We start from the raw sequence: 26,009 nt of genomic DNA, 5'->3' as shown, positions 1-26,009 counted from the left end.
GCAACGATATAACATATCATTTCAAACGTCCAGTATGGCGGTTAGGTTTTGTCCGGAGCGGAGCGGACCGCGCCGCTCCGGCATCACGCCGTCATGTATAGAGCGACGCCAGCGGCAACTCACCCGTCAACGCGAACCGACCCACATCGCGCAGCCGGTAGTCGAGCGGATCGTGCAGCGTATGCGTGCGCGCGTTCCGCCAGAAGCGGTCGAGGCCGAGCGGCGCGGCCGTCGCGCGTGCGCCGCATGCGTCGAACAGCGCCTCGCCGTTCTCGAGCGCCGCGCGCTGCGCGACGATCTTCGCCTCCGATACCGCGAGCGCCACCTCGGCGCGCTCGTCCGCCGTCAACGCATCCTGCCGCGCCCACGCGCGCTGCAACGCGGCGGCCGCGCGATCGGCCAGCGCCGCCGCCGAGATCGCCCGCACGCGCATGTCGCCGAAGCGCTGCAGCGTGTACGGATCGTCGCTCGCCTGCGCGACCGCCGACTGGATCCACGGGCGGCCCTGCGTCAGCACGTAGTCGCGCGCTTCCGCCAGCGCACCTTCCGCGAGCCCGACGAACAGGTTCGTCAGCACGAGCTGCGACACGAGCGTGCGCAGCGTCGCACGCGGGGTCGGCGGCGCCTCGGAACGGTGCAGCACCTCGTCCGGCGCGAGCGTCACGCCGTCGAAGCGCACGCTGCCGCTGTCGGTCTGGCGCTGGCCAATCGGATCCCAGTCTTCGTTGACCGTGATTCCCGCGCGATCGGTCGGCACCACGCCGAACACGGTGCGGCCAGTGTCCGGATCGTGCGCGGACACCGTCATCCGCTGCGAGCCGCGCGTGCCTGAGCAGAAGCCCTTCACGCCGTCGAGCCGGTAGCCGCCGTCAGGCGTCGCCGTGGCCACGAGCCGCGTGTCGAGCGGATTGACCGCATTGCCCCACCACCATTGCTGCTCGACCGTGCCACGCAGATAGCGCTCGCGCTGCGCGGCGTTGCCCCACACGTCGACGCTCACCACCTGCAGGCACTGGAATCCGACGAGATGCGCGAGCGCGCTGTCGACGCGCGCGATCTGCCGGATCGCATCGTAGATCGCCGGCCATGCGGCTTCCTGCCCGCCGAACGCGCGCGGCACCGCAAGCGTCAGGACGCCCGCATCGGCGAGCCACTGCTTCTCCTGCGCCGCATGACCGCCCGTGCGATCGCGCCCGGCGGCAGTGGCGCGCAGCGCGCCGATCGCGCGGGCCAGCGCGGCGCCGTCGAGGGCGGGCGTATCGGTATCGGGCGCGAAGGTCGCCGGGCCACGTGGATCGTTCATGCGACGGCTTCCTGTGCAACCGCTTCATCCGACAGCGGCACGAGCGCGTCGAACCGGCGGCCGGTCAGCCGCGCCAGGATCTCGCGCCGCCAGTCGTCGTAGATCGCGCGGTATTCGGCGATATCCGCGCCGAATACCTGCGCGGTGTGCGCGTACTCGTCGTGGAGATAACCATCGAGCCGCGCCTGCGTTTCCTCGTCGGCCGCGATCACGCGATCGATCAGCGCGTCGCGTTCCGCCGCCGGCAGCGCCTTCAACGTGTCGAACCACCACTGGACGATCTGCACGCGATGCCACTCCTCGTCCGGCCGGATCCGGTTCTCGCCGTGCTCGCGCATCGCAGAATCGCCGATACGGCCGGTCTTGCGCTGGATCCACAGCTTCGCGAGGATGTGCAGCTCGTAATGCCATTCGAACGCGAGAAAGCCCGCGACATCACGCACCGCGATGTCGCCGATGCGCGCCCAGTGCGCGGCGACGAGCCGGTCGACTTCCGGCAGCGGATCGCGCCCCGTCAGTTCGGTCACGCGTTCGCGGCCGATCACCGCGTGCGCGCCGTCGTCGCCGAGCTGGCGCGACAGGATCAGCTGGAAATGCGGATCGTTGCTGAACAGCGTGTCGATCGCCTTCGCGACGACCTGCACGATGAACAGGTCGTGCGACGCCATCTTCGTGTAGTAGTCGGCGACGGCGGCCCGTTCTTCCGCGTCACGCGGCTCGCGCGGCGGCTCGACAAGCTTCGCCGGAAAATCAGGACGATGGCGTCGCGCCACGTCGAGAAACAGCGCTTCCTCGAATTGTCCGTTCCATTCGCGCGGTGCGCCGATGGGCAAAGTCATAGGTTGTGTTCTCTCAGGATCAGGAATGAAGCGAGCGGACGCTCGTGACGTCGCTCAGGTACGCCGGGTCACGCGTCGGACCAGGCGGTCGCCCGTGATTTGCACGGCCGAGACGAGCGCGATCAGGATCACGATCACGGTCGCCATGACGGTGGTGTCGAAACGCTGGTAGCCGTAGCGGATCGCGAGATCGCCGAGCCCGCCCGCGCCGACGGCGCCCGCCATCGCGGTCGAGCCGATCAGCGCGACGACGGTAATGGTGAAGCCGCCGAGCATGCCGGGCAGCGCTTCGGGCAACAGCACGTGCCAGACGATGTGGCGGCGCTTCGCGCCCATCGCGAGCGCGGCCTCGATCAGCCCGCGATCGACTTCGCGCAGGCTCACCTCGGCGATCCGCGCGAAGAACGGGATCGCGGCGATCGACAGCGGCACGACGGCCGCCCAGACGCCGATCGTCGTGCCGATCAGCACGCGCGTGACCGGCAGCAGCGCGACGAGCAGGATGATGAACGGCGTCGAGCGGAACACGTTGACGAGCGCGCCGAGCACCGCGTTGGCGCCGCGCCGCTCGTAGATGCCGCCGGGCGCAGTCGTCACGAGGATCACCGCGAGCGGGATGCCGATCAGCGCCGCGATCACGGCCGACGCGGCAACCATCGACAGCGTGTCGCGGATCGCGTCGAGCAGTTCGGGCCACCAGAGGTCAAACATAGCCGAGCACCTCCGCGTGATTCGCGTGGCGGCGCGCGCGTTCGAGCAGTGCCGCCACCGCACCGCCGCGGGCCGGCGACTGGCCGGCGTCGTCCGCGCGCGGGGCTGCCGCGATCACGAGCCGCCCCTGCGCATGCCCCTGGATACGCTCGATCCCGCCGTGCAGGAACCGCACGGAACCGCCGAGCGCCGCCGCGAGCGCGCCGACATCCGGCTCGCCGCCGCTCTCGCCCGTATAGCGGACGTCGAGCACGACCTGTGCGCCGTCGGGCAACGCAGCCTGCTCGGGCAACGGCTGCACGCGCGCGGCCAGTTCGGCCGGCAGGTCGTGCACGAGCGTGCTGAGCAGCGCACGTGTCGCGCCGTGGCGCGGATTGCCGAACACGCGCCACACGGGGCCCGTTTCGACGACTTCGCCCTGTTCGATCACCGCGACCGTGTCGCACACCGCGCGGATCACTTCCATCTCGTGCGTGATCAGCACGATCGTCAGCCCGAGGCGCCGGTTGATGTCGGCGAGCAGCGCGAGGATCGACTGCGTCGTCTCCGGATCGAGCGCCGAGGTCGCCTCGTCGCACAGCAGCACCTCAGGATCGTGCACCAGCGCGCGGGCAATGCCGACGCGCTGCTTCTGCCCGCCCGACAGGCTGGCCGGATACGCATCGCGCTTCGCGGCAAGCCCGACGAGTTCGAGCAGCGCCTCGACCTTGCGCACACGCTCGGCCTTCGGCACGCCCGCGATCTTCAGCGGCAGCGCGACGTTCTCGAACACCGTCTTCGCGGACAGCAGGTTGAAATGCTGGAACACCATGCCGGTGCGACGCCGCAGCGCGACGAGGCCGTCCTCGTCGAGCGCGCCGACGTCGACGCCCTGCACGCGCACGCGGCCCGAGCTCGGCCGTTCGAGCCCGTTCACGAGCCGCAGCAGCGTCGACTTCCCGGCGCCGCTGCGGCCGATGATCCCGAATACCTCGCCGCGCCGCACGTCGAGCGTCACGTCGCGCAACGCGGCGGCCTGGCCGCGCGGCGTCGCGAACACCTTGCCGACGTGCTCCAGCGACACGGCGGCAGCGCTGGCCGAGCCGGCCACCCCGGCCACTTCGTCATATGTCGCGGCAGCGGCGCCGGCACGCGCGGCCGAGGCGTCGATGAAACCCAGCGTATCGAACAATTGCGTCATCGCTTCGCTCCGTCACGTTCAGGCATGCGCGGGATGCGCGGGTTCGGACACGGCAGCCGGCCGGTGCTGCGCGCCTGTATGCCACGCGGGCAACCGCGGGCCGGTGCCGAACAGCTTCTCGCGCAGCGTCGGCGCGGGATCGTAGTCTTCCTTGTAGACGCCGCGGTTCTGCAGCTCGGGCACGACCCAGTCGACGAAATCCTCGAACGACTCGGGCATCACGGTGCGCGTCAGGTTGAAACCGTCGATGCCGGTCTCGTCGATCCACGACTGCAGCTCGTCCGCGACCTGCGACGGCGAGCCGACGATCGGCGCATAGCGGCCGCCGAGCGACATCTGTTCGAGCATCCGCCGCACGGTCCACGTGCCGGTCGTGCTCTTGCGCGAGATCGCGTCGACCGCCGACTGGATCGAATCGGTCTTCACATACGAGATCGGCTCGTCGAGGCCGTACTTCGCGAAGTCGATCCCGGTCGAGCTCGCGAAATGCGCGAGGCCGGCTTCGGGGCTCGCGTAGCGCCGGTATTCGTCGAATTTCTCGCGTGCGAGAAGTTCGGTCTCGGCCGTCACGACGCTCACGCCGGCGAAGATCTTGATCGACGCCGGGTCGCGTCCCTGCCGTGCCGCAGCCGCGCGGATGTCGAGCGCCGCCGCGCGCGCCGCGGCCTTGCTTTGTCCGTTCACGAACACGCATTCCGCATGCCGCCCCGCGAACTCGACGCCGCGTGCGGACGAACCGGCCTGGTACAGCACCGGCGTGCGCTGCAGCGACGGCTCGCTCAGATGAATCGCGTCGATCGAATAGAACGGCCCGTCGTGCTTCACGCGCCGCACCTTGCCCGGCTGCGCGAACACGCGCGCCTGCGCGTCGCGGATCACCGCGTCGTCGTCCCAGCTCTGCTCCCACAGCTTGTAGACGACGTCCATGTAGTCGTCCGCGCGTTCGTAGCGGTCGTCGTGGCCGATCTGCTGCGCGAGGCCCATCCCGCGCGCGGCGCTGTCGAGATAGCCGGTGACGATATTCCAGCCCACGCGCCCTTTCGTCAGGTGATCGAGCGTCGACATGCGGCGTGCGAACAGGTAAGGCGGTTCGTAGGTCAGGTTCGCGGTCACGCCGAAGCCGAGGTGCCGCGTGACCTGCGCCATCGCGGGCACCAGCAGCAGCGGATCGTTGACGGGCACCTGCACCGATTCGCGCAGCGCGGCATCGGGGCCGCCGCCGAACACGTCGTACACGCCGACGATGTCCGCGAGGAAGATCCCGTCGAACTTGCCGCGTTCGAGCGTCTTCGCGAGGTCGGCCCAGTAGTCGAGATCGGTGTAGTGCGCGGAGCGGTCGCGCGGATGGGTCCACAGCCCGTGATTGATGTGCCCGACGCAGTTCATGTTGAATGCGTTGAGCAGGATCTTCTTGCGGTTCGCCGTCGTCATGGTCGCCTCCGTCACCACGCGATCGCGTACAGCGAGCCGAACGCGTTGTCGAGCGCCTTGCGCACGGCCGGCGAATGCTGGTAGATCGCGATGAACTTGCGGATGCGCGGGTCGTTCACGCTGTCGGGCCGCACGACCCACTGCACCGCGAAATTCTTGTTCTCGGTGCCGTCGAACAGCAGCGCGCTGTTCGGGTCGGTCGTGCCGGCGAGCTTGATGAAGCTCGGATAGCCCTGCGCGAGATCGACGTCGTCGAGCGAGCGTGCGAGCTGCGACGCCTCGAGCGGGATGATCTTCAGGTGCTTCGGATTGGCCACGATGTCGCGCGTCGTCGCGCGATAGTCGGCGCCGGGCGTGAGCTTGATGAGGCCCGCGCGCTGCAGCAGCAACAGCCCGCGCCCGCCGTTGACCGGATCGTTCGCGATCGCGACCTTCGCGCCGTCCTTCAGCTCGCTGAAGCTTTTCACCTTCTTCGAATAGAGGCCGATTTTCATGATCGTGCCGGGCGCGATCGCGACGAAGTCGTAGCCGCCCTGCTTCTTCGCGTTCTCGAGAAACGGGATGTGCTGGAAGTAATTGACGTCGATGTCCTTGTTCGCGAGCGCCGCGTTCGGCGTATTCCAGTCGGTGAACTCGATGATCTTCACGTCGAGCCCCTGCGCCTTCGCCTCCTTCGCGGCGATCTTCAGCGCATCGATCTGCGGGCTCGTCGCGATGCCGACCTTCAGCGGCGCGGTGTCGGCCTGCGCGCCATTGAGCAGCACGACGCCCAGCAAGGCGGCGGCCAGCAGGCGCGCGAAGCGGCCGGCGGAAACACGGGCGGAAAAAACGGCATGCAGCATGGAAACCACTCTCCTGTCCAAAGACGGTATCGACGGATGAGCGACGCCGCGGCGAACGCATGGGCGTTCTCCGGACAAGGGTCAAGCGCGTCGGAAAAGGATCAGCCGATGATAGAGAGCGGCGCGGGGACGGTCTACGAAGCGATTGTGCGAAGAAAATCGCGCGCGGCGATATGGCGGGCGGCCACGCCGGATCAGGGGCCTGACCGGGCGCGCGGCCGGCCGCCAGGCCGAAATCTCGGCCTGGGCGCCGGGCGAATTCCGAAATCTCGGCCAGCCGAGCGGATCACCCTTTCCGCAGACGAAACAAATTCCTTATAAATCAATGCATTAAAAATATTCGGGCAGGCCGGATTTCTGGCACGGGGGTTGCGTAATAGACGGCACACGATGCCGCGAAGCCATGCAGGCATACCAACATCAGGAGACACGTCTTGCAGACCTCTATCCAAACCCCGTCCCATCCGGAGCCGGTTTCCGACGCCGTCGCCGCCCCGCGCGAGCGCTTCTGGCCGGAAGGCTGGTGGAAACTGATGGAAATCCGCATCGGCATCATCCCGCTGCCCGTCTATTTCATCCTGCTCGCGCTGATCGTCGGCTTCTCGGTGACCGGCAAGGTGCCCGGCGAGATCTCGATGGCGATCGCGGTGCTCGCGTTCTTCGGCTTCACCTGTGCCGAACTCGGCAAGCGCCTGCCGCTCTTGCGCAACATCGGCGCGGCCGCGATCTTCGCGACCTTCGTGCCGTCGGCGCTCACGTACTACCACGTGCTGCCGAAGCCGGTGCTGAACGTCACCATCGAATTCACGAAGTCGACCAACTTCCTGTACCTGTTCATCGCGTCGATTATCGTCGGCAGCATCCTGAGCATGGATCGCCGCGTGCTGATCCAGGGCTTCGTGAAGATCTTCATCCCGCTCGCGGCCGGTTCGGTCGCAGCCGCGATCGTCGGCACGGCGGTCGGTACCGCGCTCGGCCTCGGCGCGCGCCACACGCTGCTGTACATCGTCGTGCCGATCATGGCGGGCGGCGTCGGCGAAGGCGCGATTCCGCTGTCGATCGGCTATTCGGAACTGATGCACCTGCCGCAGGGCGAGATGTTCGCGATGGTGCTGCCGCCGGTGATGCTCGGCAGCCTGACCGCGATCATCCTGTCGGGCGCGCTCGACATGCTCGGCAAGCGCTTCCCGCACCTGACCGGCAACGGCCGCCTGCAGGTCGGCGAATCGGGCGACATGACGCCCGAGAACGAGGAAATCCGCGGCCACGTCGACGTCTCGCACATCGCAGGCGCCGGCATCACGGCCATCACGCTGTACCTGGTCGGCCTGATGGCGCACAAGCTGTTCGGCCTGCCCGCGCCGGTCGCGATGCTGTTCCTCGCGGTGCTCGTGAAGCTCGCCCGCGCGGTGTCGCCGCCGCTGCAGGAAGGCGCGTTCGTGGTCTACAAGTTCTTCTCGACCGCCGTCACGTATCCGCTGCTGTTCGCGATCGGCGTCGCGATGACGCCGTGGGACAAGCTGACCGCCGCGTTCACGGTCGTCAACGTCGTCACGATCGTGTCGACCGTCGCGACGCTGATGGGCACCGGTTTCGTGGTCGGCCGCCTGATGAAGATGTACCCTATCGACACCGCAATCGTGAACGCCTGCCACAGCGGGCAAGGCGGCACCGGCGACGTCGCGATCCTGACCGCCGCGAACCGGATGCAGCTGATGCCGTTCGCGCAGATCGCGACGCGGATCGGCGGCGCGATCGTCGTCACGGTCACGCTGATCCTGATCGCCCACTTCGGATGACGCGCCGCCGCGCGCACCGTCGCGCAGGCCGCTTCGCACGCGCCGCCGCCGGCTCTGCCGGTGTGCGGCGCGCGTCGTTCAGGGCGTCGTTCCGGGCATCACGCCGTGCGGACGGTTGCGAGCTTCGATGAGGGCGAACGTGCAGAAGAGCTTCAAGGGAATCCCGTGGTGGGGCTGGGCCTCGGCCGGCGTGCTGTATGTGTGCGTCGCGGCCGCGGCCGTCGATTTCGCGTGGGAACGCGCGATCGACGCGCTCGAGGAAACCGGCGCGCACCGGCTCGACCTGTATGCGTCGAGCCTGAAGAGCGAACTCGGCCGCTTCGAGATCCTGCCCGGCCTGGTCGCGCGGCAGGACGGCGTGCGCGCGATGCTGAAAGCCGCGCCGCAGGATGCCCCCAGGCTCGTGCACACGGTCGATACGTACCTCGAAGCGGTGAACCGCGACGCGGGCAGCGGCGCGGTCGACGTGATCGACCTGCAAGGCGACGTGATCGCCGCCAGCAACTGGAACGAGACGCTCAGCTTCGTCGGCACCAACGTGTCGTACCGGCCGTATTTCAAGGACGCGCTCGCGCGCGGCAGCGGCCGCTTCTTCGGCATCGGCACCAACACCGGCGTGCCGGGCGTCTACTTCGCCAGCGCGGTGCGCGACGACGGCGTGCCGATCGGCGTGGCCGCCGTGAAGATCAGCGTCGATCCGCTCGAATCGGCGTGGCGCGCGCCGGGCGTCGCCGCGATGGTCGTCGACAGCAACGGCGTGGTCGTGATCTCGACCGAACCCGCGTGGAAATTCACCGCGCTGCGCCCGATCACCGCGCAGCAGCAGCGCGACATCCAGGCGTCGCGGCAATACGCGGGCCGCACCGTCGACGCGCTGCCGTACCGCCGCATCGGCGACCGCAGCGCGGCCGCATGGTTCGGCACCTTCCCCGATACGCGCCACAGCGGCCGCACCACGCGCTATCTCGTGATGTCGCGCCCCGCGCCGCAGGCCGGCGATTCGCTGATGGTGCTGCTCGACATCGCGGGCGCGCGGCGCCAGCAGCAGACGGCCTTCGTGTTCGTCACCGGCGCGTTCCTGATCGCCGCACTGCTGGCCGGCTACGCGATCCAGCGCCGCCGGGCGATCGTCGCGCGGCTGAACGCGCAGGACGCGCTGCGCCGGGCGAACGACCAGCTCGAGCTGACCGTCGCGCAGCGTACGGCCGCGCTGACGGCCGCGAACGAACGGATGCAGCGCGAGATCGTCGAGCGCGAGCGCACCGAGCAGCGGCTGCGCGCATCCCAGCAGGAAGTCGTGCACGCGGGCAAGCTCGCGGTGCTCGGGCAGATGGCCGCCGGCCTCACGCACGAGCTGAACCAGCCGCTCGTCGCGATCCGCACGCTGTGCGACAACGCGCGCACGTTCTTCGAGCGCGGCCAGCCGGCGCCGGCGCTCGCCAATCTCGAACGGATCGGCAAGCTCGTCGACAGCATGGCCGTGCTCACCGGCGAGCTGAAGACCTTCGCGCGCAAGCCCGACGTCGAGCGCGTCGCGGTGTCGCTGAACGAAGCCGTCGCGCATGCGCGGCTCATCTACGATGCGCGGATCCGCGACGAAGGCGTGCGGCTCGACGTGAACATCGCGCCCGGCACCGCCGTATCGGCCGAATCGAGCCAGTTGCAGCAGGTGATCGTGAACCTGCTCGGCAACGCGCTCGACGCGGTGCATGACGCGCCCGTGCGCCGCATCGTCGTCGAAGCCACCGGGCCGGACGAAGCCGGCCGCGTGCGCTTCACCGTCGCCGACAGCGGCGCGGGCATCGCGCCCGAGGTGCTGGCGCACCTGTTCGAGCCGTTCGTCACGACCAAGCCGCGCGGCCAGGGCCTCGGGCTCGGCCTCGCGATCACGTCGCGCATCGTCGAGGCGTTCGGCGCGAAGATCGCCGCGACGAACCGCGACGAAGGCGGCGCGCAGTTCAGTATCGAATTCGCAGCGGCCACGCTGCAAAGGACAGAGCATGGAAGATGAGATTCGGGTGCTGGTGGTCGAGGACGATGAAAACGTCCGGATCGGCGTCGAGCAGGCGGTGGCGCTTGCCGGCTTCGCGGTCGATGCGTTCGCGTCGGCCGCCGACGCGCTGCATCACGTCGCGCCCGGCGCGCCGGTCGTGATCGTGTCGGACGTGCGGATGCCGGGCATCGACGGGCTGCAACTGCTCGATCGCGTGATGGCGATCGATGCGCAGATCCCGGTCGTGCTGATCAGCGGCCATGCCGATATCTCGACGGCCGTCGGCGCGATGCAGGTCGGCGCGTACGACTTCATCGAGAAGCCGTTCTCGTCGGACGTGATCGCGGGGCGCGTCGCGCGCGCGGTCGAGAAGCGCCGCCTGACGCTCGAGGTGCAGGGGCTGCGCGCGGCGCTGAACAACTGGCAGGGCATCGAGGCGTTCGTGCTCGGCAAGTCGCCCGCGATGGCCGACGTGCGCAAGAAGATCCTGCGCCTCGCCGATACGTCGGTGTCGGTGCTGATCACCGGCGAAACCGGCACCGGCAAGGAACTGATCGCGCGCAGCCTGCACGACTTCGGCGGCCGGCGCGATGCGCATTTCGTCGCGCTGAACTGCGGCGGCCTGCCGGAGCAGGTCTTCGAGAGCGAGTTGTTCGGGCATGAAGCCGGCGCGTTCACCGGCGCGATCAAGAAGCGCATCGGCAAGATCGAATGGGCGGACGGCGGCACGCTGTTCCTCGACGAGATCGAGACGATGCCGATTCAGCTGCAGATCAAGATGCTGCGCGTGCTGCAGGAGCGCGTGGTCGAGCGGCTCGGTGCGAACGAGCTGATTCCGGTCGACTGCCGCGTGGTTGCCGCATCGAAGGCCGATCTCGCCGAGCTCGCGGCCGACGGCCGCTTTCGCGCGGACTTGCTGTATCGCCTCAACGTTGCGCAGATCGAACTGCCGCCGCTGCGCGAGCGGCGCGAGGACGTGCCGCTGCTGTTCGAGCATTTCGTGCTCGCGGCCGCGCGCCGCTTCGGGCAGCCGGCGCCGGTCGTCACCGCTGCGCAGGTGTCCGAACTGATGACGCATGCATGGCCCGGCAACGTGCGCGAGCTGCAGAACGTGGCCGACCGCTTCGTGCTCGGGCTGACCGGCGACAGCCTGCTGTCGTCCGGCGGCACGCCGGCCGCGGGCGGCACGCTCGCGGAACAGCTCGCGTATTTCGAACGGATGCTGATCGAGGACATGCTGCAGCGTCACAACGGCAACGTCGCGGACGCGAGCGAAGCGCTCGGGATGCCGAAGAAAACGCTCTATCACAAGCTGCGCAACCTGCGGATTCCCGCGCGCGGCGACGCGGCGGCCGATGGCGGCGAATGACGCGAACGAGGACACGCACAGCATGGATCGCATCGAAGTCACCGAACAGGGCCGCCTCGCCGGCCACCTGATCCGCGGCGTCACGCACGCGCAGAAAACCTTCCGCCCGAGCGACTGGCCCGAGCGCCTCGCGGGCGTCATCACGCTGTTCGTCGGCGAACGGCGGCCCGGCTATCCGTGCGCGCTGTCGCGGCTCGCGATGCCCGTCGTCGACGGCGGCGCCAAATGCCTGTTCGTGTCGGACGAATTGCGCACCGTGTGCGCGGACGCATTCGACTTCGCGATGCAGTTCGCCGCCGACAACGACCTCCCCGTCGAGCTTCAGACCGCGCCCGCGCTAGCGGTGCGCTGACACGCGGGCCGCTTTCGCGGCTCGCGACTTTCCCGTTTTCCAAAGGTGCGATGCGCCGGTGCGCAGGCCCCCGCACGCCCCTTTTCCGGCCATTCCAGCACCACGGTCAATCGTTATACGATTGAAAGCATCGACACCCGTCCCCCTCCGACAAGGGTTTGCGGCCGAGCCATCAATAAAATTGATCGTGACGATGAAAATTATGCGTTTTCCTTGCAGGTCGCCGTGATGCATAGTTGCGTCGTGTTGACGCACCTTTGAGTCTTTCAGATGAACATGCGAATCGAGCCGTCCGTGCTCGCGAACCCCGACCTGCAATTTGCGACGCTTTCGTCAGGCATCAGCCTGCCGTATGTCGAGCGGGGCAGCGGCGCGCCGATGGTGTTCGTGCACGGCTCGCTGTGCGACTACCGCTACTGGGATCCGCAGCTCGCCTCGCTGTCGGCCCACTATCGCTGCATCGCGCCGAGCCTCAGCCATTACTGGCCGGCCGTCGAAGCGGGCATCCAGGACGAGTTCGGCTGGCAGAACCACGTCAACGAGCTCGCCGAATTCATCGACGCGCTCGATCTCGGCCCCGTGCACCTGGTCGGCCACTCGCGCGGCGGCAGTGTCGCGTTCAACGTCGCACGCCAGCATCCGCACCTCGTCGAGTCGCTGACGCTCGCCGATCCGGGCGGCCCGCTGCAACAGCCGGGCGTGCGCGAAGCCGCGCTGCCGGCCGCCGCAATCGCGCTGCGCACGCAGGCCGTGAACCTGATCGGGCAAGGCGACGTCGAATCGGGCCTCGAGATGTTCGTCGATTCCGTGAGCCTGCCGGGCGCCTGGAAGAAGAGCACGTCGCGTTTCCGCACGATGGCGATCGACAACGCGAGCACGCTGCCGAAGCAGTTGCGCGACCCGCTGCCCGCGTACTCGCAGCACACGGCCGGCGACATCGCATGCCGCACGCTGCTGATCGACGGCCAGCGCAGCCCGAAGATGTTCCGCAACAACGTCGATACGCTGTCGCAGTGGATCGGCAACGCGCAACGACAGACCGTCGCCGGCGCATCGCACGGGATGAACGCGGCGAGCCCCGCCGTGTTCAACCGTTACGTGCACGAGTTCATCGCCGCGTAAATACGCCCGGGCGGCTTCTGCGCCGCCCGTTCTCCTCGCTGTTCAACGATGATGCGGATACACGCCGCATCGCCGCTTCGTCTGGCCGTTATCGGCAGGTCACGCGGACGGACGGCCCGCCCTGCGCAACGACCAGGTCGCGGCCGTCGCCGTCGCTGCCGACACCCGTTTCGGTGTATGAGTAGACGGGCTGGTACGTGCCGCCGTCGTAGCGGTAATACGTCGCCTGATGCTCACCCATGCTGATCCGGGCCAGCGTCTTGAGGTCGGGCCACCCGTTGCAGGTGGTGTCGAGCACGCCGACCGGGCCGTCGTCGACGCCCAGCAGCGGTTCGAATCCGCGCTTGCGCGCACGGTACAGCCATTGATTCGCGTTGACCTGGTTCCCGCTCATCTCGCAGCTCACGAACAGCATCTTGCCGTGCGGGCCTTCGCAGGTTTGCGCGGTCACCGCTTCGTCGCCGCATTCGCGGGCAAGTGCTTTGCGTACACGTGTGCCGAGCGGTGCCAGCGCGCGATCGGCACGCGCATCGACCGGAGCGCTCGTGCACAGGCCGTTGCCGCGCGGCCACACGGGATGCGCATGCAGGTACAGCGGCGACAGCGCACCGATCACGGCATCCAGTTCGCGATCGAGACATCGCGTGTCCTTGCAGCGCCCGATTGCCCGGTTCTGCGCATCGATCTTCTCGTCGATATTCCACGGGTCGTCCACCACGGCAAGCGTCGCGTACTGGAGAAACCTTGCGGTGAACACCTTCTCCGCCAATGCGGCGTTGTCGCAGGTACCGGGCGGCAGCGCGGCACGCGCGGCGCCGGCCGCCTTCAACAGATCGTCATCCGGGTCGTCGCTCAGCTTGCGCACGTCGACGCACGGCTTGAGCAGCAATTGCGTCGAGGCGTAACCGTTATCGGCCTGTTCGCTGCGCGGCAGCCCCCTCGGCCCTTCCGCCTGCGCGGACGAGGCAACGATGAATGCGCCGGCAAGCCACGCCACGCAGGATATCGACGTCTTTCGAATGCTCATCGGTTTGAACGGCCCGCTCGGGCGCATGAATCGCGACGGAATACCGTCGGGCATGCGGCCCGCACGCCCGAACGATGCTTTGCGCGATTGTAGCGGCTGCCTGCGGACGCGCCGCGCCGTCGCTCACCAGACCGCCGGCTCCGCCTTGCGCGTGACCGCATCCGGCAGCCCGAACACGCTGTCGAACGCCCAGTTGTACGCGAACGTGAAGATCGGGAAGAACACGATCAGCACCGCGTCGTACAGGAACGCCTGCAGCAGCGACACGTCGAGCCACCACGCGATCAGCGGGATCAGGAACGTCACGAGCGCAACCTGGAAGCCAATCGCATGCAGCACGCGGCGCCCGACCGTGCGCGTCGTCGCCGCGCGCTTGCGCTCCCACGCCTCGAACGCGAGGTTGTACAGGAAATTGACGGTGACGCCCGTCGTCGAGATCATCACCCCCATCAGGCCGCTCGTCGCCACGCTCGCGCCGCTCAGCATGCCGAGCACCGACGATGCGATCAGGATGCCGAGCACCTCGAACATCACGACGTAGACTATGCGTCTCTTCAACCCTTGCATGACCATCCACCTTCTATCGAACAAGGTGGCGAGACTATCAGCGGGTAATGCGTCCGCAAAAGTCAGGTCCTTTCAATTTTTCTGACAGGAGACCCGCGCATGCTGACCAGCGACCACATCGACATGCTGCTGACCGTCATCGACAAAGGCTCGTTTTCCGCGGCCGCGCGGGCGCTCGGCCGCACGCCGTCGGCGATCAGCATGGCGATCGCGAACCTCGAGGCCGAACTCGACCTCGTGCTGTTCGACCGCGCCACCCGCGAACCGACGCCGACCGCCGCGATGGCCGCGCTGCTGCCCGACGCGCGGTCGATCGCCGGGCAGTTGCAGGTGTTGCGCGCACACGCACAGCACCTGTCGGAAGGCGTCGAAGACACGCTGCGGCTCGGCGTCGCGGCCGAAATCGACCCGGCGCCCGTCGCCCGTGCGCTGATGGCGGTCGCCGCGAAGTATCCGGCGCTCGCCATCAGCGTCGTCACGGCGCCGCAGGACGCGATCGTCGACGCGCTGCATCGCACTGCCATCGATCTCTGTGTGGCGTACTGCGGGCTCGACCTGCATCCGCAGGAGCAGATCCACGCGCTGTGGACGGAGACGTTCGTCGCGGTCGCCGCGCCGAGCCATCCGGCCATCGCCGAATGCGCGCAGCCCGAGGCGATCGAGCGGCTGTCCGGGTTCCGGCAGATCGTGATCGCCGATCCCGAGCGGCCGCTGACCGACGTGCGGCCGTTGATCGGCAACCGCTCGTGGAAGGTAACCGACATGGCCACCGCGATCGCGCTCGTGAAGGCCGGACACGGCTGGGCGAACCTGCCGGAATCCGTGATCGGCCGATACGTCGCCGACGGCGAACTCGCGCCGCTCGTGTTCGCCAACATCCGCAACGGGCTGCCGCTGCCCGTGTACCTGCGGCGGCCGAAACACACGGGGCTCGGCAAGGCGGCGAGCGAACTGCTTCGCGCGCTGCGGGCGGGCCGCGACGCCACCTGATCGTTGCATGCGGCGGCCCGGCACGCGCTATCGAGCGCGCCGGGCCGCCCGCTTCCGCGTCGCCGCCTTGTTCCGGCCGGCGCCATCCGCCGTCGCGAACATCTTCATGTCGTGCAGCAAGCAGTTCAGCAACGTGTCGGCCGCCACGCCGAGCGGCCGCCCCATCTTCACCAGCAGGCGCGCCTTCGCGGAATCGAACAACGGATGCTCGATCGGCAGCGCGACGAGTTCGCCGCTCTCCAGCTCGCGATAGGCCGCAAACGCGCCGATCAGCGTGACCCCTTCATGGCGCTTGACGAAATGGCGCAGCACCGCAAGCGAGTTGGTCGTCAGCGTCGGGCGGATCGGCAGGTTCTCCGTATAGGCGAGCATCTGCGCAACCTGACCGAGGCCGAAAGCTGGCGGCATCAGCGCGAGCGGATACGCACCGAGCTCGTGCGCGCGCACCGCGCCGCCGCGTACCGCGAATGGATGGCCCGCGTGCACGAGCGCCACCACCGGCTGCGACGACGTCGCGAGATACCGGATCTCCGGATGCGCGGGCGGGTTGTACGCCAGCCCGATATGCGCGCGGCTCTCGGCCACCTCCTGCAGCACGTTGTTGACGGGCAGCACGTCGACGATCACGTCGAGCTTCGGATAGCGCATGCAGAAATCGGTCAGCACCTCGTCCATCAGCACGTCGACATAGCCTTCGCTGGTCACGATGCGCACCTGGCCGGACTGCAGCCGCCGCAGCGCCTGCAACCGCTCCTCGAACAGTTCCTGCTGCGAGCGGCAACCGCGCCAGTATTCGAGCAGGTGCGCGGCAGCCTCGGTCGGCCGCACGCCACGTGCCTGGCGCTCGAACAGTTCGACGCCGATTTCCTCCTCGAGCAACCGGATCTGCCGCGTGATCACCGACGGCGCGGTGTTGATGCTGTCGGCTGCGCCGCGGATCGAGCCGTGGGTCAGGACTTCATGAAAGTAGCGCAAGCGGCGCTGGTTCAGTTCGCGCATGGAGATTCCGGTTCGTCGCCTTGTGTTGCCTGTTGAGCAACATTAGCTCATGGAAGTTGCTCTTGCTCTGCTTTTTCGTCTCTCCGACGATGCAGCAACCGAGATCCCTGTTGCAAGTCGCCCACGTCACCGGAGACCGATATGTCCGCCGTTTCCTCCTTCCGCCATCCGGCGGCCCAGGACAGCGCCCCCGTGCAGGCCCTGTATCGCAAGCTGAACTGGCGCCTGCTGCCGCTCCTGCTGCTGTGCTACACGTTCGCCTATCTGGACCGGGTGAACATCGGCTTCGCGAAGCTGCACATGCAGAGCGCGCTCGGCTTCTCCGACGCCGCGTACGGCCTCGGTGCCGGCATCTTCTTTCTCGGCTACGTGCTGTTCGAGATTCCGAGCAACCTGCTGCTGCCCAGGATCGGCGCCCGCAAGACCATCAGCCGGATCATGGTGCTATGGGGCCTGACGTCGGCCGCCATGATGTTCGTGCGCGACGAAACCTCGTTCTACGTGCTGCGCTTCCTGCTCGGCGTGTTCGAGGCCGGCTTCGCGCCGGGGATGATCTTCTACCTGACGTACTGGTACAGCACGCGGCGCATGGCCGGCGTAATGGCGGTCGTGATGCTCGCCGGCCCGATCGGCGGCATCGTCGGCTCGCCGCTGTCGACCTGGCTGATGACCGCCTTCGACGGCGCACACGGCCTGGCCGGCTGGCAATGGATGTTCGTCGTCGAAGGCCTGCCGTGCGCGTTGCTCGGCCTCTTCGTCCTCAAGGTGCTGGCCGACCGGCCCGACGATGCGGCGTGGCTGACCGACCGCGAAAAAAGCCTGCTCGCGTCCGAGCTGCACACGCCCGCGGCCGGCCACCATGCGTTCGGGCAGGCGGCGCGCGACCCGCGCGTCTACCTGCTGGCGTTCGCCTACTTCACGATGATCTGCGGGATCTACGCGGTCAGCTTCTGGCTGCCGTCGATTCTCAAGGCGAACGGCGTGACCGACACGATGCAGATCGGCTTCTACTCGATGATTCCGTATATCGCGGCCGCAGGCGCGATGCTCGTGATCGGCCGACGCTCGGATCGACGCGGCGAACGCCGGCTGCACAGCGCGGTGTCGGCGCTGGTCGCCGCGGCCGCGCTGGCCGCCGCGACCTTCTCCGACGGCAACCTCGCGATCTCGCTCGTCTGCATGACGATCGCGACGGCGCTGACGTGGGCCGCCTATACCGTGTTCTGGGCGATCCCGTCGCAATACCTGACCGGCAACGCGGCCGCCGGCGGCATCGCGCTCATCAACACGATCGGCCTGATCGGCGGCTTCCTCAGCCCGACCGTCATCGGCGAGATCCGCACCGCAACCGGCAGCATGCAGGCCGGGCTGCTGGTGATCGTCGCCTTGATGATCGCCGGCGCCGTGACGCTGATCATGAACCGCCTCCCCGACGCGACGCGCTGATCCACGTCGCCTCGCCCCATTGACCTCGTGCGGCGCCGTACCGCTGGCCCTGCCGGCAGGCGCGCGTCGCCTGCACCGACCGTTTTCCTGGAATCAGTCTCATGACCACACGCATCCTGATCGCCGGTTTCCAGCACGAAACCAACACCTTCGCCCCCACGCGGGCCGCCTATGCAAACTTCGAACGCGGCGAAGGCTTTCCGGCCATGGCGCGCGGCGCGGACGTGCTCACGCTGCGCAACGTCAACATCCCGGCGGGGGGCTTCATCAACGCGGCGGAGCGGCGCGGCTGGGCGTTGCAGCCGGTGATCTGGGCGGGCGCGAGCCCGTCGGCGCATGTCACCGAGGATGCATTCGAACGGATCGCCGGCGAGATCGTCGACGCGGCGCGGCGCGGCGACTTCGATGCGGTGTATCTCGACCTGCACGGCGCGATGGTCGCCGAGCATACCGACGACGGCGAAGGAACGCTGCTCGAACGCGTACGCGACGCGGTCGGCCCGGCCGTGCCGGTGATCGCGTCGCTGGACCTGCACGCGAACGTCACCGACCGGATGCTGAGCCATGCCGACGCGCTGGTCGCCTATCGCACGTACCCGCACGTGGACATGGCCGAGACCGGCGAACGCACGGCCGTGCTGCTCGAACGCCTCCTCGCGGGCGGCGACCCGCTACGCCGCGCCGCGCGGCGGCTGCCGTTCCTGATCCCGATCAACGGAATGTGCACGCTGCTCGATCCCGCGCGCGAGATGTACGCGCGCCTCGCGGCGCTGGAGACGGACGGCGTCGCATCGCTGTCGTTCGCGCCGGGTTTTCCGGCAGCGGATTTCCCCGAGTGCGGGCCGGTCATCTGGGGCTATGGCGACGCCGACGCAGTCGACGCAGCCGTGCAGGCGCTGTACGACAAGATGCTGGCCGACGAAGCGCAGTGGCAAGTCCCGTTCCTGTCGCCTGACGACGCGGTGCGCGAAGCCATGCGGCTCGCGGAAGGCGCGAGCCGGCCGGTCGTGATCGCCGACACGCAGGACAACCCGGGGGCGGGTGGCGATTCCAACACGACGGGCCTGCTGCGCGCGTTGCTGCGCAACGGCGCGCAAAACGCGGCGCTCGGCCTGCTGTGGGATCCGGTCGCAGCCGCGGCGGCGGTGCGAGCCGGTGTCGGCGCGCGCATCGAACTGTCGCTCGGCGGCTCCGGCGTACCCGGCGACGAGCCGTTTCGCGGACACTTCGAGGTCGTCGCGGTATCGGACGGCGTGTGCCGCTACGACGGGCCGATGATGAACGGCATGCTGGCCGACGTCGGGCCGGTCGCCTGCCTGAGGATCGACGGCGTGCGGATCGTCGTCAGCGGCGGCAAGGCGCAGATGCTCGATCGCAACCTGTACCGCGTGGGCGGCATCGAACCGGAAGCGATGAAAATCCTCGTCAACAAGAGTTCGGTGCATTTCCGCGCCGACTTCCAGGGCATCGCGCACGCCATCCTGATCGCGAAGGCGCCGGGACCGATGCAGGCCGACCCGGCCGACCTGCCGTGGACGCGGCTCGCGCGCGGCATCCGAACGAGACCGATGGGCGACGCGTTCGCGGGCGCGTGACGCGTGCGTATCCGCACCACCTGAAGCGTATTCGGCAACGCAGTCAAAGTCCCCGTTCCGTCCCGAGTCCTGCGGGCGGCGGTGCCTGACCGGTGTGGGCGGCGGGACGCCGTCCGCACCGTTGGAAGATGCCGGCCCGGATTGACCGTTAGTTGCAACATGGCGATGGACGACATCTCGTCATCAAAAGGGGCATTGCAATGCCCCCTTACCCGCCTCCCCCACCGATACATTCACGTGCTCAGTGTCCGCAACTCTCCACGCGCAATGCCCCAGGCGGTGCGCAGGAACAAGGCCGCGATCACGAGACTGGCCAATCCGAGCAGCACGGCAGCAATGGCATCCGCCGACGGGTGTTGCGCGAAGCCCGCATATTTCAGCGCCGCCACAGCAGACGCCGCCAGCGGAAAACTGACGGCCCACCACGACACGCGAAACGGGCAGCAACGGCCCAGATGCCACAGGCGTGTGACGAGCACGGCCAGCACGAAAAGCATCACCATGTAGAGGCCCGTGGCGAAATCGTCGATCACGCCCGTGGTGGCCACGTAGGCCGAAAATCCGACCGCGAATGGCGCGCACAGGATCAGGAGCGACGGCCGCATCGCATCGGGAAAGGGCTCGGCGAACATCAGACGCGACACGATCATCGTGAACAACGGCACCGCGAAAAACAGGCCGACCGCGGTCCCGAATGCCATCAATCCGTGCATGCCGTGCGCCCAGCCCAGCGCGGGTGCAGCCAGCGGAATATCGAGCATGCCGACGACGGGAACGATCCAGGCCGGCGTGGCATGTTCGGGTTGCTGTCGTACGCTGATCCAGCGCATGACCATCCACCACGCGAGCAGCGTCATGCCCGCGGCACCGATACACCAGAGAACACGCGCCAGCAGCAGATGCGTGTCCGCCAGCAACAGCGGGATCAACAGAAGACTGATCATCGGCGTGCCGAACATGTTGCCTGCGATCGGATGCGCGAATTCCGCGCGCACCCGGTCGGGATGAGTCGCCAGCTTCGCAAGATAGGCGACTGCGAGCGCCACGAATGCAGCCAGTGCGATCGTGCCGACCACCTGGGCCACCCACGATGGCGCGCCGAACTGAACCTGTGCGAACCGCCAGGCGACGGCCAGTCCGGTCAACCCCATCACCGAACCGAACAGGGCGATGGGCAAATGGGCGAGCGTACTGCCCGAATCCACGGCGGTGGATGTGGGTACGGCGGTCATCATCGTGTTCCCCCGGAAAAAACGATCGACTCGGCTTGCGCGTCAGGCGCGGCAACCGCATCCCAGGCACGCGCGAAACAAGTCATGGCGCGAATCATTCGGCTAACGCGACACGTGTTCCGGTTCGGCATGATGTCCTTGAGCGGCGGTCGTGACAGAGTCGCTAGTATGCGCAGCGCGTCGATATCTTTTGCGCTATTCCGTCTTGATATTTAGCGAATTCGTCTCATGGATGCGCGATGACGACAGGCCGCGTCAGCGCAGCCCGATGAGAGATATCGGCATGACCGTCGGCGCGACCGGTCCGAAGCGACGTCCGGAACGATAAAAAAAACCCCGATCCGCGTCGCCACGGATCGGGGTTGTTCTGGCCGCGCTGGCAGCGGCGGCCCGACACGGGCCGTCATGCGCGTCGAATCGTCAACGCGCAGCGACCTCCGCCTTGCCCGTCGTCGCATCGCCGACCGCGGCAGCCGCCGGCGCCGCGCCCCATCCACCGCCCAACGCGCGGATCAGGTTCACGGTCGACACCGCCTGTGCGCCGGTCAACTGGTTCGACTGCAACTGCGACTGCAGCACCGAGCGCTCGCTGTCGATCACGTCGAGATAGGCAACCTCGCCTTCCTGATACTGCGTGCGCGACAACGTCGCCGCGCGCCGCGACGCGTTGACAGCCGCATCCTGCGCGCGGATCTGGTCGTCGAGCAGGCGCAGGTCGGCGAGATTGTCCTCGACCTCGCGGAACGCGACGAGCACCTGCTGCCGGTAGTTCGCAACCTGCTCGTCGTACTGCGCACGCGCCTGCTGCACGCCGGCCGCACGACGCCCGCCGTCGAACAGCGGCAGCGTCAGCGCGGTGCCCGCGAACGGCCCGAGCAGGAACGTGCGGCTCGACCACATGAACAGGCTGCCGAGCGTCGATGCTTCATAGCCGAACGCCCCCGTGATGTCGAGCTTCGGGAAGTACGCCGACTTCGCGAGGCCGATCCGCGCGTTCGCGGCCGCCATCGCACGTTCGGCCGCCGACACGTCCGGGCGGCGTTCAAGCAGCGCGGACGGCAGGCCCGGCGGCACCTTCACCGCCACCGGCACGATCGGCGTTTCCTTGAACGCGAAATCCGCGGGCGCCTTGCCGAGCAGGATCGCGAGCGCATGCTCGGACGCTGCACGCCGGCGCGCGACGCCGACCGCATCGGCCTGCGCGGTCGCCAGCTCGTTCTTCGCGCGCGACACGTCGAGCTCGCTGATGTCGCCTTCGTTGAAGCGGCGCTGCACGAGCTTCAGTGCCTGCTCGCGCAGCTCCACCGTGCGGCGGTACAGGTCCTGGTCGGAATCGAGCTGGCGCAGTTCGAAGTAGTTCTGCGCGACGTCCGCCTGCAGCGCGAGCTGCACCGAACGGAACAGCGCTTCGCTCTGCGCCTGGTCGGCACGCGACGCCTCGACGTTGCGGCCGACGCGGCCGAACAGGTCGGCTTCGTACGACACCGTGCCCTGCGCGCGCCACAGCGTCGCATTGGTCGGGCCCGTGCCCTGCGGCTGGAACTGCGACGCCGACGACAGCCCTTCGCGCGTCGGCCCGAAGCCGGCGCCGATCTGCGGGAACCATTGCGAGCGCGCCGAACGCGTCGCCGCGCGCGCTTCCTCGACCCGCGCGGCCGCGGCCTTCAGGTTCTGGTTCGCGGCGAGCGCCTGCGTCTCGAGCGAATTGAGCACCGGGTCGCCGAACACCGTCCACCATTCGCCGCGATGCGCGCCGTCCGCCGGCTCGGCCGTCTTCCACGTGCCGGCCTGTTCGCCGACAGCGAGCGTCGGCGCTTCCTTGAACGCGGCGGGCGTCGGCGCATCCGGGCGCTTGTAGTTGGGGCCCACCGCGCACGCGGCGAGCAGCGTCGCGAGCAGGGTGCTCGCGGCCGCCACCTTCGCGAAGCGCATCAGGCCATTCGTGTTGTGCAAGTTATTCATCTTCTGGTCCTCAAGCATCCGAAGCCGGCACGCCCTGGGACGGCACACCGTAGCCGGTCGAGTCCTTCCCGGCGACGTGGATCTTGCCGCCCGCGAGCGTCCGCAGCACGACGTAGAACACCGGCGTCAGCATCAGCCCGAACAGCGTCACGCCGAGCATCCCGAAGAACACCGCGACCCCCATCGCATGGCGCATTTCCGCACCGGCCCCCGTCGACGTGACGAGCGGCACCACCCCCATGATGAACGCGATCGACGTCATCAAGATCGGGCGCAGACGCAGCCGGCTTGCCTCGATCGCGGCCTCGAGCGGCGTCCTGCCGTCGTGTTCGAGTTCACGCGCGAATTCGACGATCAGGATCGCGTTCTTCGCCGACAACCCCACCAGCACCATCAAGCCGATCTGCGTGAAGATGTTGTTGTCGCCCTGCGTGAGCCACACGCCCGTCAGCGCCGACAGAATGCTCATCGGCACGATCAGGATCACCGCGAGCGGCAGCGTCAGGCTTTCATACAGCGCCGCGAGCACGAGGAACACGAGCAGCACGCTGATCGGGAACACGTACATCGCCGAATCGCCTGCAAGAATCTGCTGGTACGTGAGGTCGGTCCACTCGAACCGCACGCCGCGCGGCAGCGTCTCGTGCGCGATGCGCTCGATCGCGGCCTGCGCCTGCCCCGACGAGAAGCCCGGTGCCGGGCCGCCGTTGATGTCGGCCGCCGTATAGCCGTTGTAGCGCACGACCATTTCCGGGCCGAACGTCGGCGTCACCGTGACGAGCGACGACAGCGGCACCATCTCGCCCTTGTCGTTGCGCGTCTTCAACTGCAGGATGTCGTCCGCGCGCTGGCGGAACGGCGCATCGGCCTGCACGCGCACCTGGTACACGCGCCCGAAACGGTTGAAGTCGTTCACGTACAGCGAGCCGAGATACACCTGCATCGTGTTGAACACGTCAGTCACCGGCACGCCGAGCTGCTTCGCCTTCACGCGATCGAGATCGACGTTGAGCTGCGGCACGTTGATCTGGTAGCTCGTGAACAACGGGCCGAGTTCAGGCGCCTGCTGCGCGCGCTTGATGAAGTCGTTGGTCGCATCCGCGAGCCGCGCATAGCCGACCGCGCCACGATCCTCGACCTGCATCTTGAAGCCGCCGAGCGTACCGAGGCCGAGCACCGGCGGCGGCGGGAACACCGCGACGAACGAGTCCTTCATCGCGCCGTACTTCTGGTTCAGCGCACCCGCGATCGCGCCGGCCGACAGTGCCTTGCCGTGCCGCTCCGAGAACGGCTTCAGCGTGACGAACACGATGCCCGCGCTCGAGCTGTTCGTGAAGCCGTTCACCGACAGCCCCGGGAACGCCACCGCGCTCTCGACGCCGGGCTGCTTCAGCGCGATCGAGCCCATGTCGCGGATCACCTTCTCGGTGCGGTCGAGCGACGCGCCGTTCGGCAGCTGCGCGAACGCGATCAGGTATTCCTTGTCCTGCGCGGGCACGAAGCCGCCCGGCACGACCTTCGACACGAGCACGGTCGCGCCCACCAGCACGAGGTACACGCCGAGCATCACCGTCTTGCGCGACAGCACGCCACGCACGCCGCGGCCGTAGTTCTCCGCGCCGCGATGGAACACCTTGTTGAAGCCACGGAAGAACCCGCCGAGCACGCGGTTCATCACGCGCGTGAGCCAGTCTTCCTTGTCGCCATGCCCCTTCAGCAGGATCGCGGACAGCGCCGGCGACAGCGTCAGCGAGTTGAACGCCGAGATCACCGTCGAGATCGCGATGGTCATCGCGAACTGCTTGTAGAACTGGCCGGTCAGGCCCGACATGAACGCGAGCGGCACGAACACGGCGACGAGCGTCAGCGCGATCGCGATGATCGGCCCGCTCACCTCCTGCATCGCCTTGTAGGTCGCCGCCCGTGCGTTCATCCCGCTTTCGATGTTGCGCTCGACGTTCTCGACCACCACGATCGCATCGTCGACCACGATCCCGATCGCGAGCACCATCCCGAACAGCGACAACGCGTTGATCGAATACCCGAACGCGAGCAGCAGCGAGAACGTGCCGACGATCGACACCGGCACCGCGATCAGCGGAATGATCGATGCGCGCCAGGTCTGCAGGAACACGATCACGACGATCACGACCAGTGCGATCGCTTCGAGCAGCGTGTGGACGACGGCCTTGATCGACGAGCGCACGAACTGCGTCGGGTCATAGACGATCTTGTAGTCGATGCCCGCCGGCATGTCCTGCTTCAGCTCGGCCATCGTCTTGCGCACTTCGTCCGAGATCTGCAGCGAGTTCGCGCCCGGCGACTGGTTGATCGCCATCGCGACGGCCGGCTTGTTGTCGAGCAGCGAGCGCAGCCCGTATTCGGATGCGTCGAGCTGGATCCGCGCGATGTCGCGCAGGTGCGTGACGCCGCCATCCGGCGTCGTCTTCACGACGATGTCGCCGAACTCGTCTTCCGTCTGCAGACGGCCGCGCGCGTTCACCGACAATTGCAGCGGCGTACCGGGCAACGACGGCGACGCGCCGATCACGCCGGCCGCGACCTGCACGTTCTGCTCGCGGATCGCCTGCACGACGTCCTCGGCCGACAGCCCGCGCTGCGCGACCTTCTGCGGATCGAGCCACACGCGCATCGCGTAGTCGCCCGAACCCCACAGCTGCACCTGGCCGACGCCCTGGATCCGCGACAGGCGATCCTTCACGTTGATCAGCGCGTAGTTGCGCAGGTAGGTCATGTCGTAGCGGTTGTCCGGCGAGATCAGGTGGACCACCATCGTCAGCGTCGGCGAGCTCTTCACCGTCGTGATGCCGAGCCGCTGCACGTCTTCCGGCAGGCGCGGCAGCGCCTGGTTCACGCGGTTCTGCACGAGCTGCGTGGCCTTGTCCGGATCGGTGCCGAGCTTGAACGTGACGGTGATCGTCATGTTGCCGTCGCTGTTCGCCTGCGACTGCATGTAGAGCATGTCCTCGACGCCGTTGATCTGCTCTTCAAGCGGCGACGCGACCGTCTCGGCGATCACTTTCGGGTTCGCGCCCGGATACTGCGCCTTCACGATCACGGAAGGCGGCACGACTTCCGGATACTCGGAGATCGGCAGCAGGAACATCGCGATCACCCCGCCGAGCAGGATGATCACCGATAGGACTCCTGCAAAGATCGGCCGGTCGATAAAGAATTTTGAAATGTTCATGTGTGGCTCTGTCTGGTTGAACGCGGAGGCGAAGCGGCG

At 67.7% G+C, this 26,009-nt stretch carries 20 protein-coding genes; 8 read left to right on the top strand and 12 right to left on the bottom strand.

From position 1 onward, the window contains the following. Positions 1 to 91 precede the first annotated feature (91 nt). Genes ACN8ZM_RS32330 through ACN8ZM_RS32305 form a run of 6 tightly spaced genes read right to left on the bottom strand, consistent with a single transcriptional unit; the run spans position 92 to position 6,306 of the window. Complete coding sequence (locus ACN8ZM_RS32330) at positions 92 to 1,303, bottom strand: acyl-CoA dehydrogenase family protein (RefSeq protein ID WP_420211821.1); 1,212 nt, start codon at positions 1,301 to 1,303, stop codon at positions 92 to 94. Further along, a complete protein-coding gene (locus tag ACN8ZM_RS32325; RefSeq protein WP_420211820.1) occupies positions 1,300 to 2,142 on the bottom strand; it encodes a hypothetical protein in 843 nt (280 codons plus the stop codon). Before ACN8ZM_RS32325 ends, ACN8ZM_RS32330 begins: the two co-directional genes overlap by 4 nt. A 54-nt stretch (positions 2,143 to 2,196) precedes the next feature. Next, positions 2,197 to 2,853 (bottom strand): methionine ABC transporter permease, encoded by a 657-nt coding sequence (locus ACN8ZM_RS32320; RefSeq protein ID WP_043180891.1) that lies wholly within the window; start codon positions 2,851 to 2,853, stop codon positions 2,197 to 2,199. Beyond that, a complete protein-coding gene (locus ACN8ZM_RS32315; protein ID WP_420211819.1) occupies positions 2,846 to 4,033 on the bottom strand; it encodes a methionine ABC transporter ATP-binding protein in 1,188 nt (395 codons plus the stop codon). The genes ACN8ZM_RS32320 and ACN8ZM_RS32315 overlap by 8 nt, the downstream gene beginning before the upstream one ends. Positions 4,034 to 4,051: 18 nt before the next feature. Then, positions 4,052 to 5,464, bottom strand: coding sequence for an LLM class flavin-dependent oxidoreductase (locus tag ACN8ZM_RS32310; RefSeq protein WP_420211818.1), 1,413 nt, complete (start codon positions 5,462 to 5,464; stop codon positions 4,052 to 4,054). 11 nt (positions 5,465 to 5,475) lie between these two features. After that, entirely contained in the window at positions 5,476 to 6,306 is an 831-nt protein-coding gene (locus ACN8ZM_RS32305; protein WP_175022854.1) for a MetQ/NlpA family ABC transporter substrate-binding protein, read from the bottom strand. A gap of 434 nt (positions 6,307 to 6,740) precedes the next feature. Here ACN8ZM_RS32305 and ACN8ZM_RS32300 point away from each other — a divergent pair, with 434 nt between their 5' ends. The 5 genes from ACN8ZM_RS32300 (at position 6,741) to ACN8ZM_RS32280 (ending at position 12,941) form a co-directional block, all read left to right on the top strand. Then, positions 6,741 to 8,105: a 2-hydroxycarboxylate transporter family protein gene (locus ACN8ZM_RS32300; RefSeq protein ID WP_043180896.1), complete on the top strand. Its 1,365-nt coding sequence runs from the start codon at positions 6,741 to 6,743 to the stop codon at positions 8,103 to 8,105. 127 nt (positions 8,106 to 8,232) lie between these two features. After that, a complete protein-coding gene (locus ACN8ZM_RS32295; protein ID WP_420211817.1) occupies positions 8,233 to 10,116 on the top strand; it encodes a sensor histidine kinase in 1,884 nt (627 codons plus the stop codon). Beyond that, on the top strand, positions 10,106 to 11,467 hold the full coding sequence (locus ACN8ZM_RS32290) for a sigma-54-dependent transcriptional regulator (protein WP_043180901.1): 1,362 nt from the start codon (positions 10,106 to 10,108) through the stop codon (positions 11,465 to 11,467). The genes ACN8ZM_RS32295 and ACN8ZM_RS32290 overlap by 11 nt, the downstream gene beginning before the upstream one ends. 22 nt (positions 11,468 to 11,489) lie before the next feature. Next, a complete protein-coding gene (locus ACN8ZM_RS32285) occupies positions 11,490 to 11,819 on the top strand; it encodes a DUF3579 domain-containing protein (protein ID WP_043181471.1) in 330 nt (109 codons plus the stop codon). Positions 11,820 to 12,089: 270 nt separating this feature from the next. Next, positions 12,090 to 12,941 carry an alpha/beta fold hydrolase gene (locus tag ACN8ZM_RS32280; protein WP_043180903.1) on the top strand — a complete coding sequence of 284 codons (852 nt, stop codon included), beginning with the start codon at positions 12,090 to 12,092 and terminating at the stop codon, positions 12,939 to 12,941. 88 nt (positions 12,942 to 13,029) lie between these two features. Here ACN8ZM_RS32280 and ACN8ZM_RS32275 read toward each other — a convergent pair whose 3' ends face one another. Together ACN8ZM_RS32275 and ACN8ZM_RS32270 are read right to left on the bottom strand one after the other, a co-directional pair. Further along, positions 13,030 to 13,968, bottom strand: coding sequence for a hypothetical protein (locus ACN8ZM_RS32275; RefSeq protein WP_420211816.1), 939 nt, complete (start codon positions 13,966 to 13,968; stop codon positions 13,030 to 13,032). A gap of 123 nt (positions 13,969 to 14,091) precedes the next feature. Beyond that, complete coding sequence (locus ACN8ZM_RS32270; RefSeq protein ID WP_043181473.1) at positions 14,092 to 14,535, bottom strand: PACE efflux transporter; 444 nt, start codon at positions 14,533 to 14,535, stop codon at positions 14,092 to 14,094. 99 nt (positions 14,536 to 14,634) lie between these two features. Between ACN8ZM_RS32270 and ACN8ZM_RS32265 the strand changes: the two genes are divergently transcribed. Next, positions 14,635 to 15,525: a LysR family transcriptional regulator gene (locus tag ACN8ZM_RS32265; protein ID WP_420211815.1), complete on the top strand. Its 891-nt coding sequence runs from the start codon at positions 14,635 to 14,637 to the stop codon at positions 15,523 to 15,525. Between the two features lie 27 nt (positions 15,526 to 15,552). On the opposite strand, the gene ACN8ZM_RS32260 is transcribed toward ACN8ZM_RS32265, so the two are convergent. Beyond that, positions 15,553 to 16,524 carry a LysR family transcriptional regulator gene (locus ACN8ZM_RS32260; RefSeq protein ID WP_043180910.1) on the bottom strand — a complete coding sequence of 324 codons (972 nt, stop codon included), beginning with the start codon at positions 16,522 to 16,524 and terminating at the stop codon, positions 15,553 to 15,555. 141 nt (positions 16,525 to 16,665) lie between these two features. On the opposite strand from ACN8ZM_RS32260, the gene ACN8ZM_RS32255 reads away from it, so the two are divergent. Together ACN8ZM_RS32255 and ACN8ZM_RS32250 are read left to right on the top strand one after the other, a co-directional pair. Beyond that, on the top strand, positions 16,666 to 17,970 hold the full coding sequence (locus tag ACN8ZM_RS32255) for an MFS transporter (protein WP_089451792.1): 1,305 nt from the start codon (positions 16,666 to 16,668) through the stop codon (positions 17,968 to 17,970). Between the two features lie 101 nt (positions 17,971 to 18,071). Then, positions 18,072 to 19,565, top strand: coding sequence for a M81 family metallopeptidase (locus ACN8ZM_RS32250; protein WP_420211814.1), 1,494 nt, complete (start codon positions 18,072 to 18,074; stop codon positions 19,563 to 19,565). 233 nt (positions 19,566 to 19,798) lie between these two features. On the opposite strand, the gene ACN8ZM_RS32245 is transcribed toward ACN8ZM_RS32250, so the two are convergent. The 3 genes from ACN8ZM_RS32245 to ceoB all read right to left on the bottom strand — a co-directional run bounded on the left by ACN8ZM_RS32245 (position 19,799) and on the right by ceoB (position 25,970). Continuing rightward, positions 19,799 to 20,800: an SLAC1 anion channel family protein gene (locus ACN8ZM_RS32245; RefSeq protein ID WP_420211813.1), complete on the bottom strand. Its 1,002-nt coding sequence runs from the start codon at positions 20,798 to 20,800 to the stop codon at positions 19,799 to 19,801. A gap of 417 nt (positions 20,801 to 21,217) precedes the next feature. Next, entirely contained in the window at positions 21,218 to 22,759 is a 1,542-nt protein-coding gene (opcM, locus tag ACN8ZM_RS32240; protein ID WP_420211812.1) for a multidrug efflux transporter outer membrane subunit OpcM, read from the bottom strand. Positions 22,760 to 22,769: 10 nt separating this feature from the next. Then, the gene (ceoB, locus tag ACN8ZM_RS32235) at positions 22,770 to 25,970 is read right to left on the bottom strand and encodes a multidrug efflux RND transporter permease subunit CeoB (protein WP_043180921.1); all 3,201 of its coding nucleotides are present in this window, start codon (positions 25,968 to 25,970) and stop codon (positions 22,770 to 22,772) included. Positions 25,971 to 26,009: the final 39 nt, after the last annotated feature.

The organism is Burkholderia aenigmatica (assembly GCF_048627025.1).
GTDB lineage: Bacteria > Pseudomonadota > Gammaproteobacteria > Burkholderiales > Burkholderiaceae > Burkholderia > Burkholderia aenigmatica.
This window is presented reverse-complemented; position numbering and strand designations above follow the sequence as displayed.

Excerpts from the sequence above, each read along its gene's own strand:
- ACN8ZM_RS32330 (WP_420211821.1), bottom strand. The coding sequence starts at position 1,303 with ATGAACGATCCACGTGGCCCGGCGACCTTCGCGCCCGATACCGATACG.
- ACN8ZM_RS32325 (WP_420211820.1), bottom strand. The coding sequence starts at position 2,142 with ATGACTTTGCCCATCGGCGCACCGCGCGAATGGAACGGACAATTCGAG.
- ACN8ZM_RS32320 (WP_043180891.1), bottom strand. The coding sequence starts at position 2,853 with ATGTTTGACCTCTGGTGGCCCGAACTGCTCGACGCGATCCGCGACACG.
- ACN8ZM_RS32315 (WP_420211819.1), bottom strand. The coding sequence starts at position 4,033 with ATGACGCAATTGTTCGATACGCTGGGTTTCATCGACGCCTCGGCCGCG.
- ACN8ZM_RS32310 (WP_420211818.1), bottom strand. The coding sequence starts at position 5,464 with ATGACGACGGCGAACCGCAAGAAGATCCTGCTCAACGCATTCAACATG.
- ACN8ZM_RS32305 (WP_175022854.1), bottom strand. The coding sequence starts at position 6,306 with ATGCTGCATGCCGTTTTTTCCGCCCGTGTTTCCGCCGGCCGCTTCGCG.
- ACN8ZM_RS32295 (WP_420211817.1), top strand. The coding sequence starts at position 8,233 with ATGAGGGCGAACGTGCAGAAGAGCTTCAAGGGAATCCCGTGGTGGGGC.
- ACN8ZM_RS32290 (WP_043180901.1), top strand. The coding sequence starts at position 10,106 with ATGGAAGATGAGATTCGGGTGCTGGTGGTCGAGGACGATGAAAACGTC.
- ACN8ZM_RS32285 (WP_043181471.1), top strand. The coding sequence starts at position 11,490 with ATGGATCGCATCGAAGTCACCGAACAGGGCCGCCTCGCCGGCCACCTG.
- ACN8ZM_RS32280 (WP_043180903.1), top strand. The coding sequence starts at position 12,090 with ATGAACATGCGAATCGAGCCGTCCGTGCTCGCGAACCCCGACCTGCAA.
- ACN8ZM_RS32275 (WP_420211816.1), bottom strand. The coding sequence starts at position 13,968 with ATGAGCATTCGAAAGACGTCGATATCCTGCGTGGCGTGGCTTGCCGGC.
- ACN8ZM_RS32270 (WP_043181473.1), bottom strand. The coding sequence starts at position 14,535 with ATGCAAGGGTTGAAGAGACGCATAGTCTACGTCGTGATGTTCGAGGTG.
- ACN8ZM_RS32265 (WP_420211815.1), top strand. The coding sequence starts at position 14,635 with ATGCTGACCAGCGACCACATCGACATGCTGCTGACCGTCATCGACAAA.
- ACN8ZM_RS32260 (WP_043180910.1), bottom strand. The coding sequence starts at position 16,524 with ATGCGCGAACTGAACCAGCGCCGCTTGCGCTACTTTCATGAAGTCCTG.
- ACN8ZM_RS32255 (WP_089451792.1), top strand. The coding sequence starts at position 16,666 with ATGTCCGCCGTTTCCTCCTTCCGCCATCCGGCGGCCCAGGACAGCGCC.
- ACN8ZM_RS32250 (WP_420211814.1), top strand. The coding sequence starts at position 18,072 with ATGACCACACGCATCCTGATCGCCGGTTTCCAGCACGAAACCAACACC.
- ACN8ZM_RS32245 (WP_420211813.1), bottom strand. The coding sequence starts at position 20,800 with ATGATGACCGCCGTACCCACATCCACCGCCGTGGATTCGGGCAGTACG.
- opcM (WP_420211812.1), bottom strand. The coding sequence starts at position 22,759 with ATGAATAACTTGCACAACACGAATGGCCTGATGCGCTTCGCGAAGGTG.
- ceoB (WP_043180921.1), bottom strand. The coding sequence starts at position 25,970 with ATGAACATTTCAAAATTCTTTATCGACCGGCCGATCTTTGCAGGAGTC.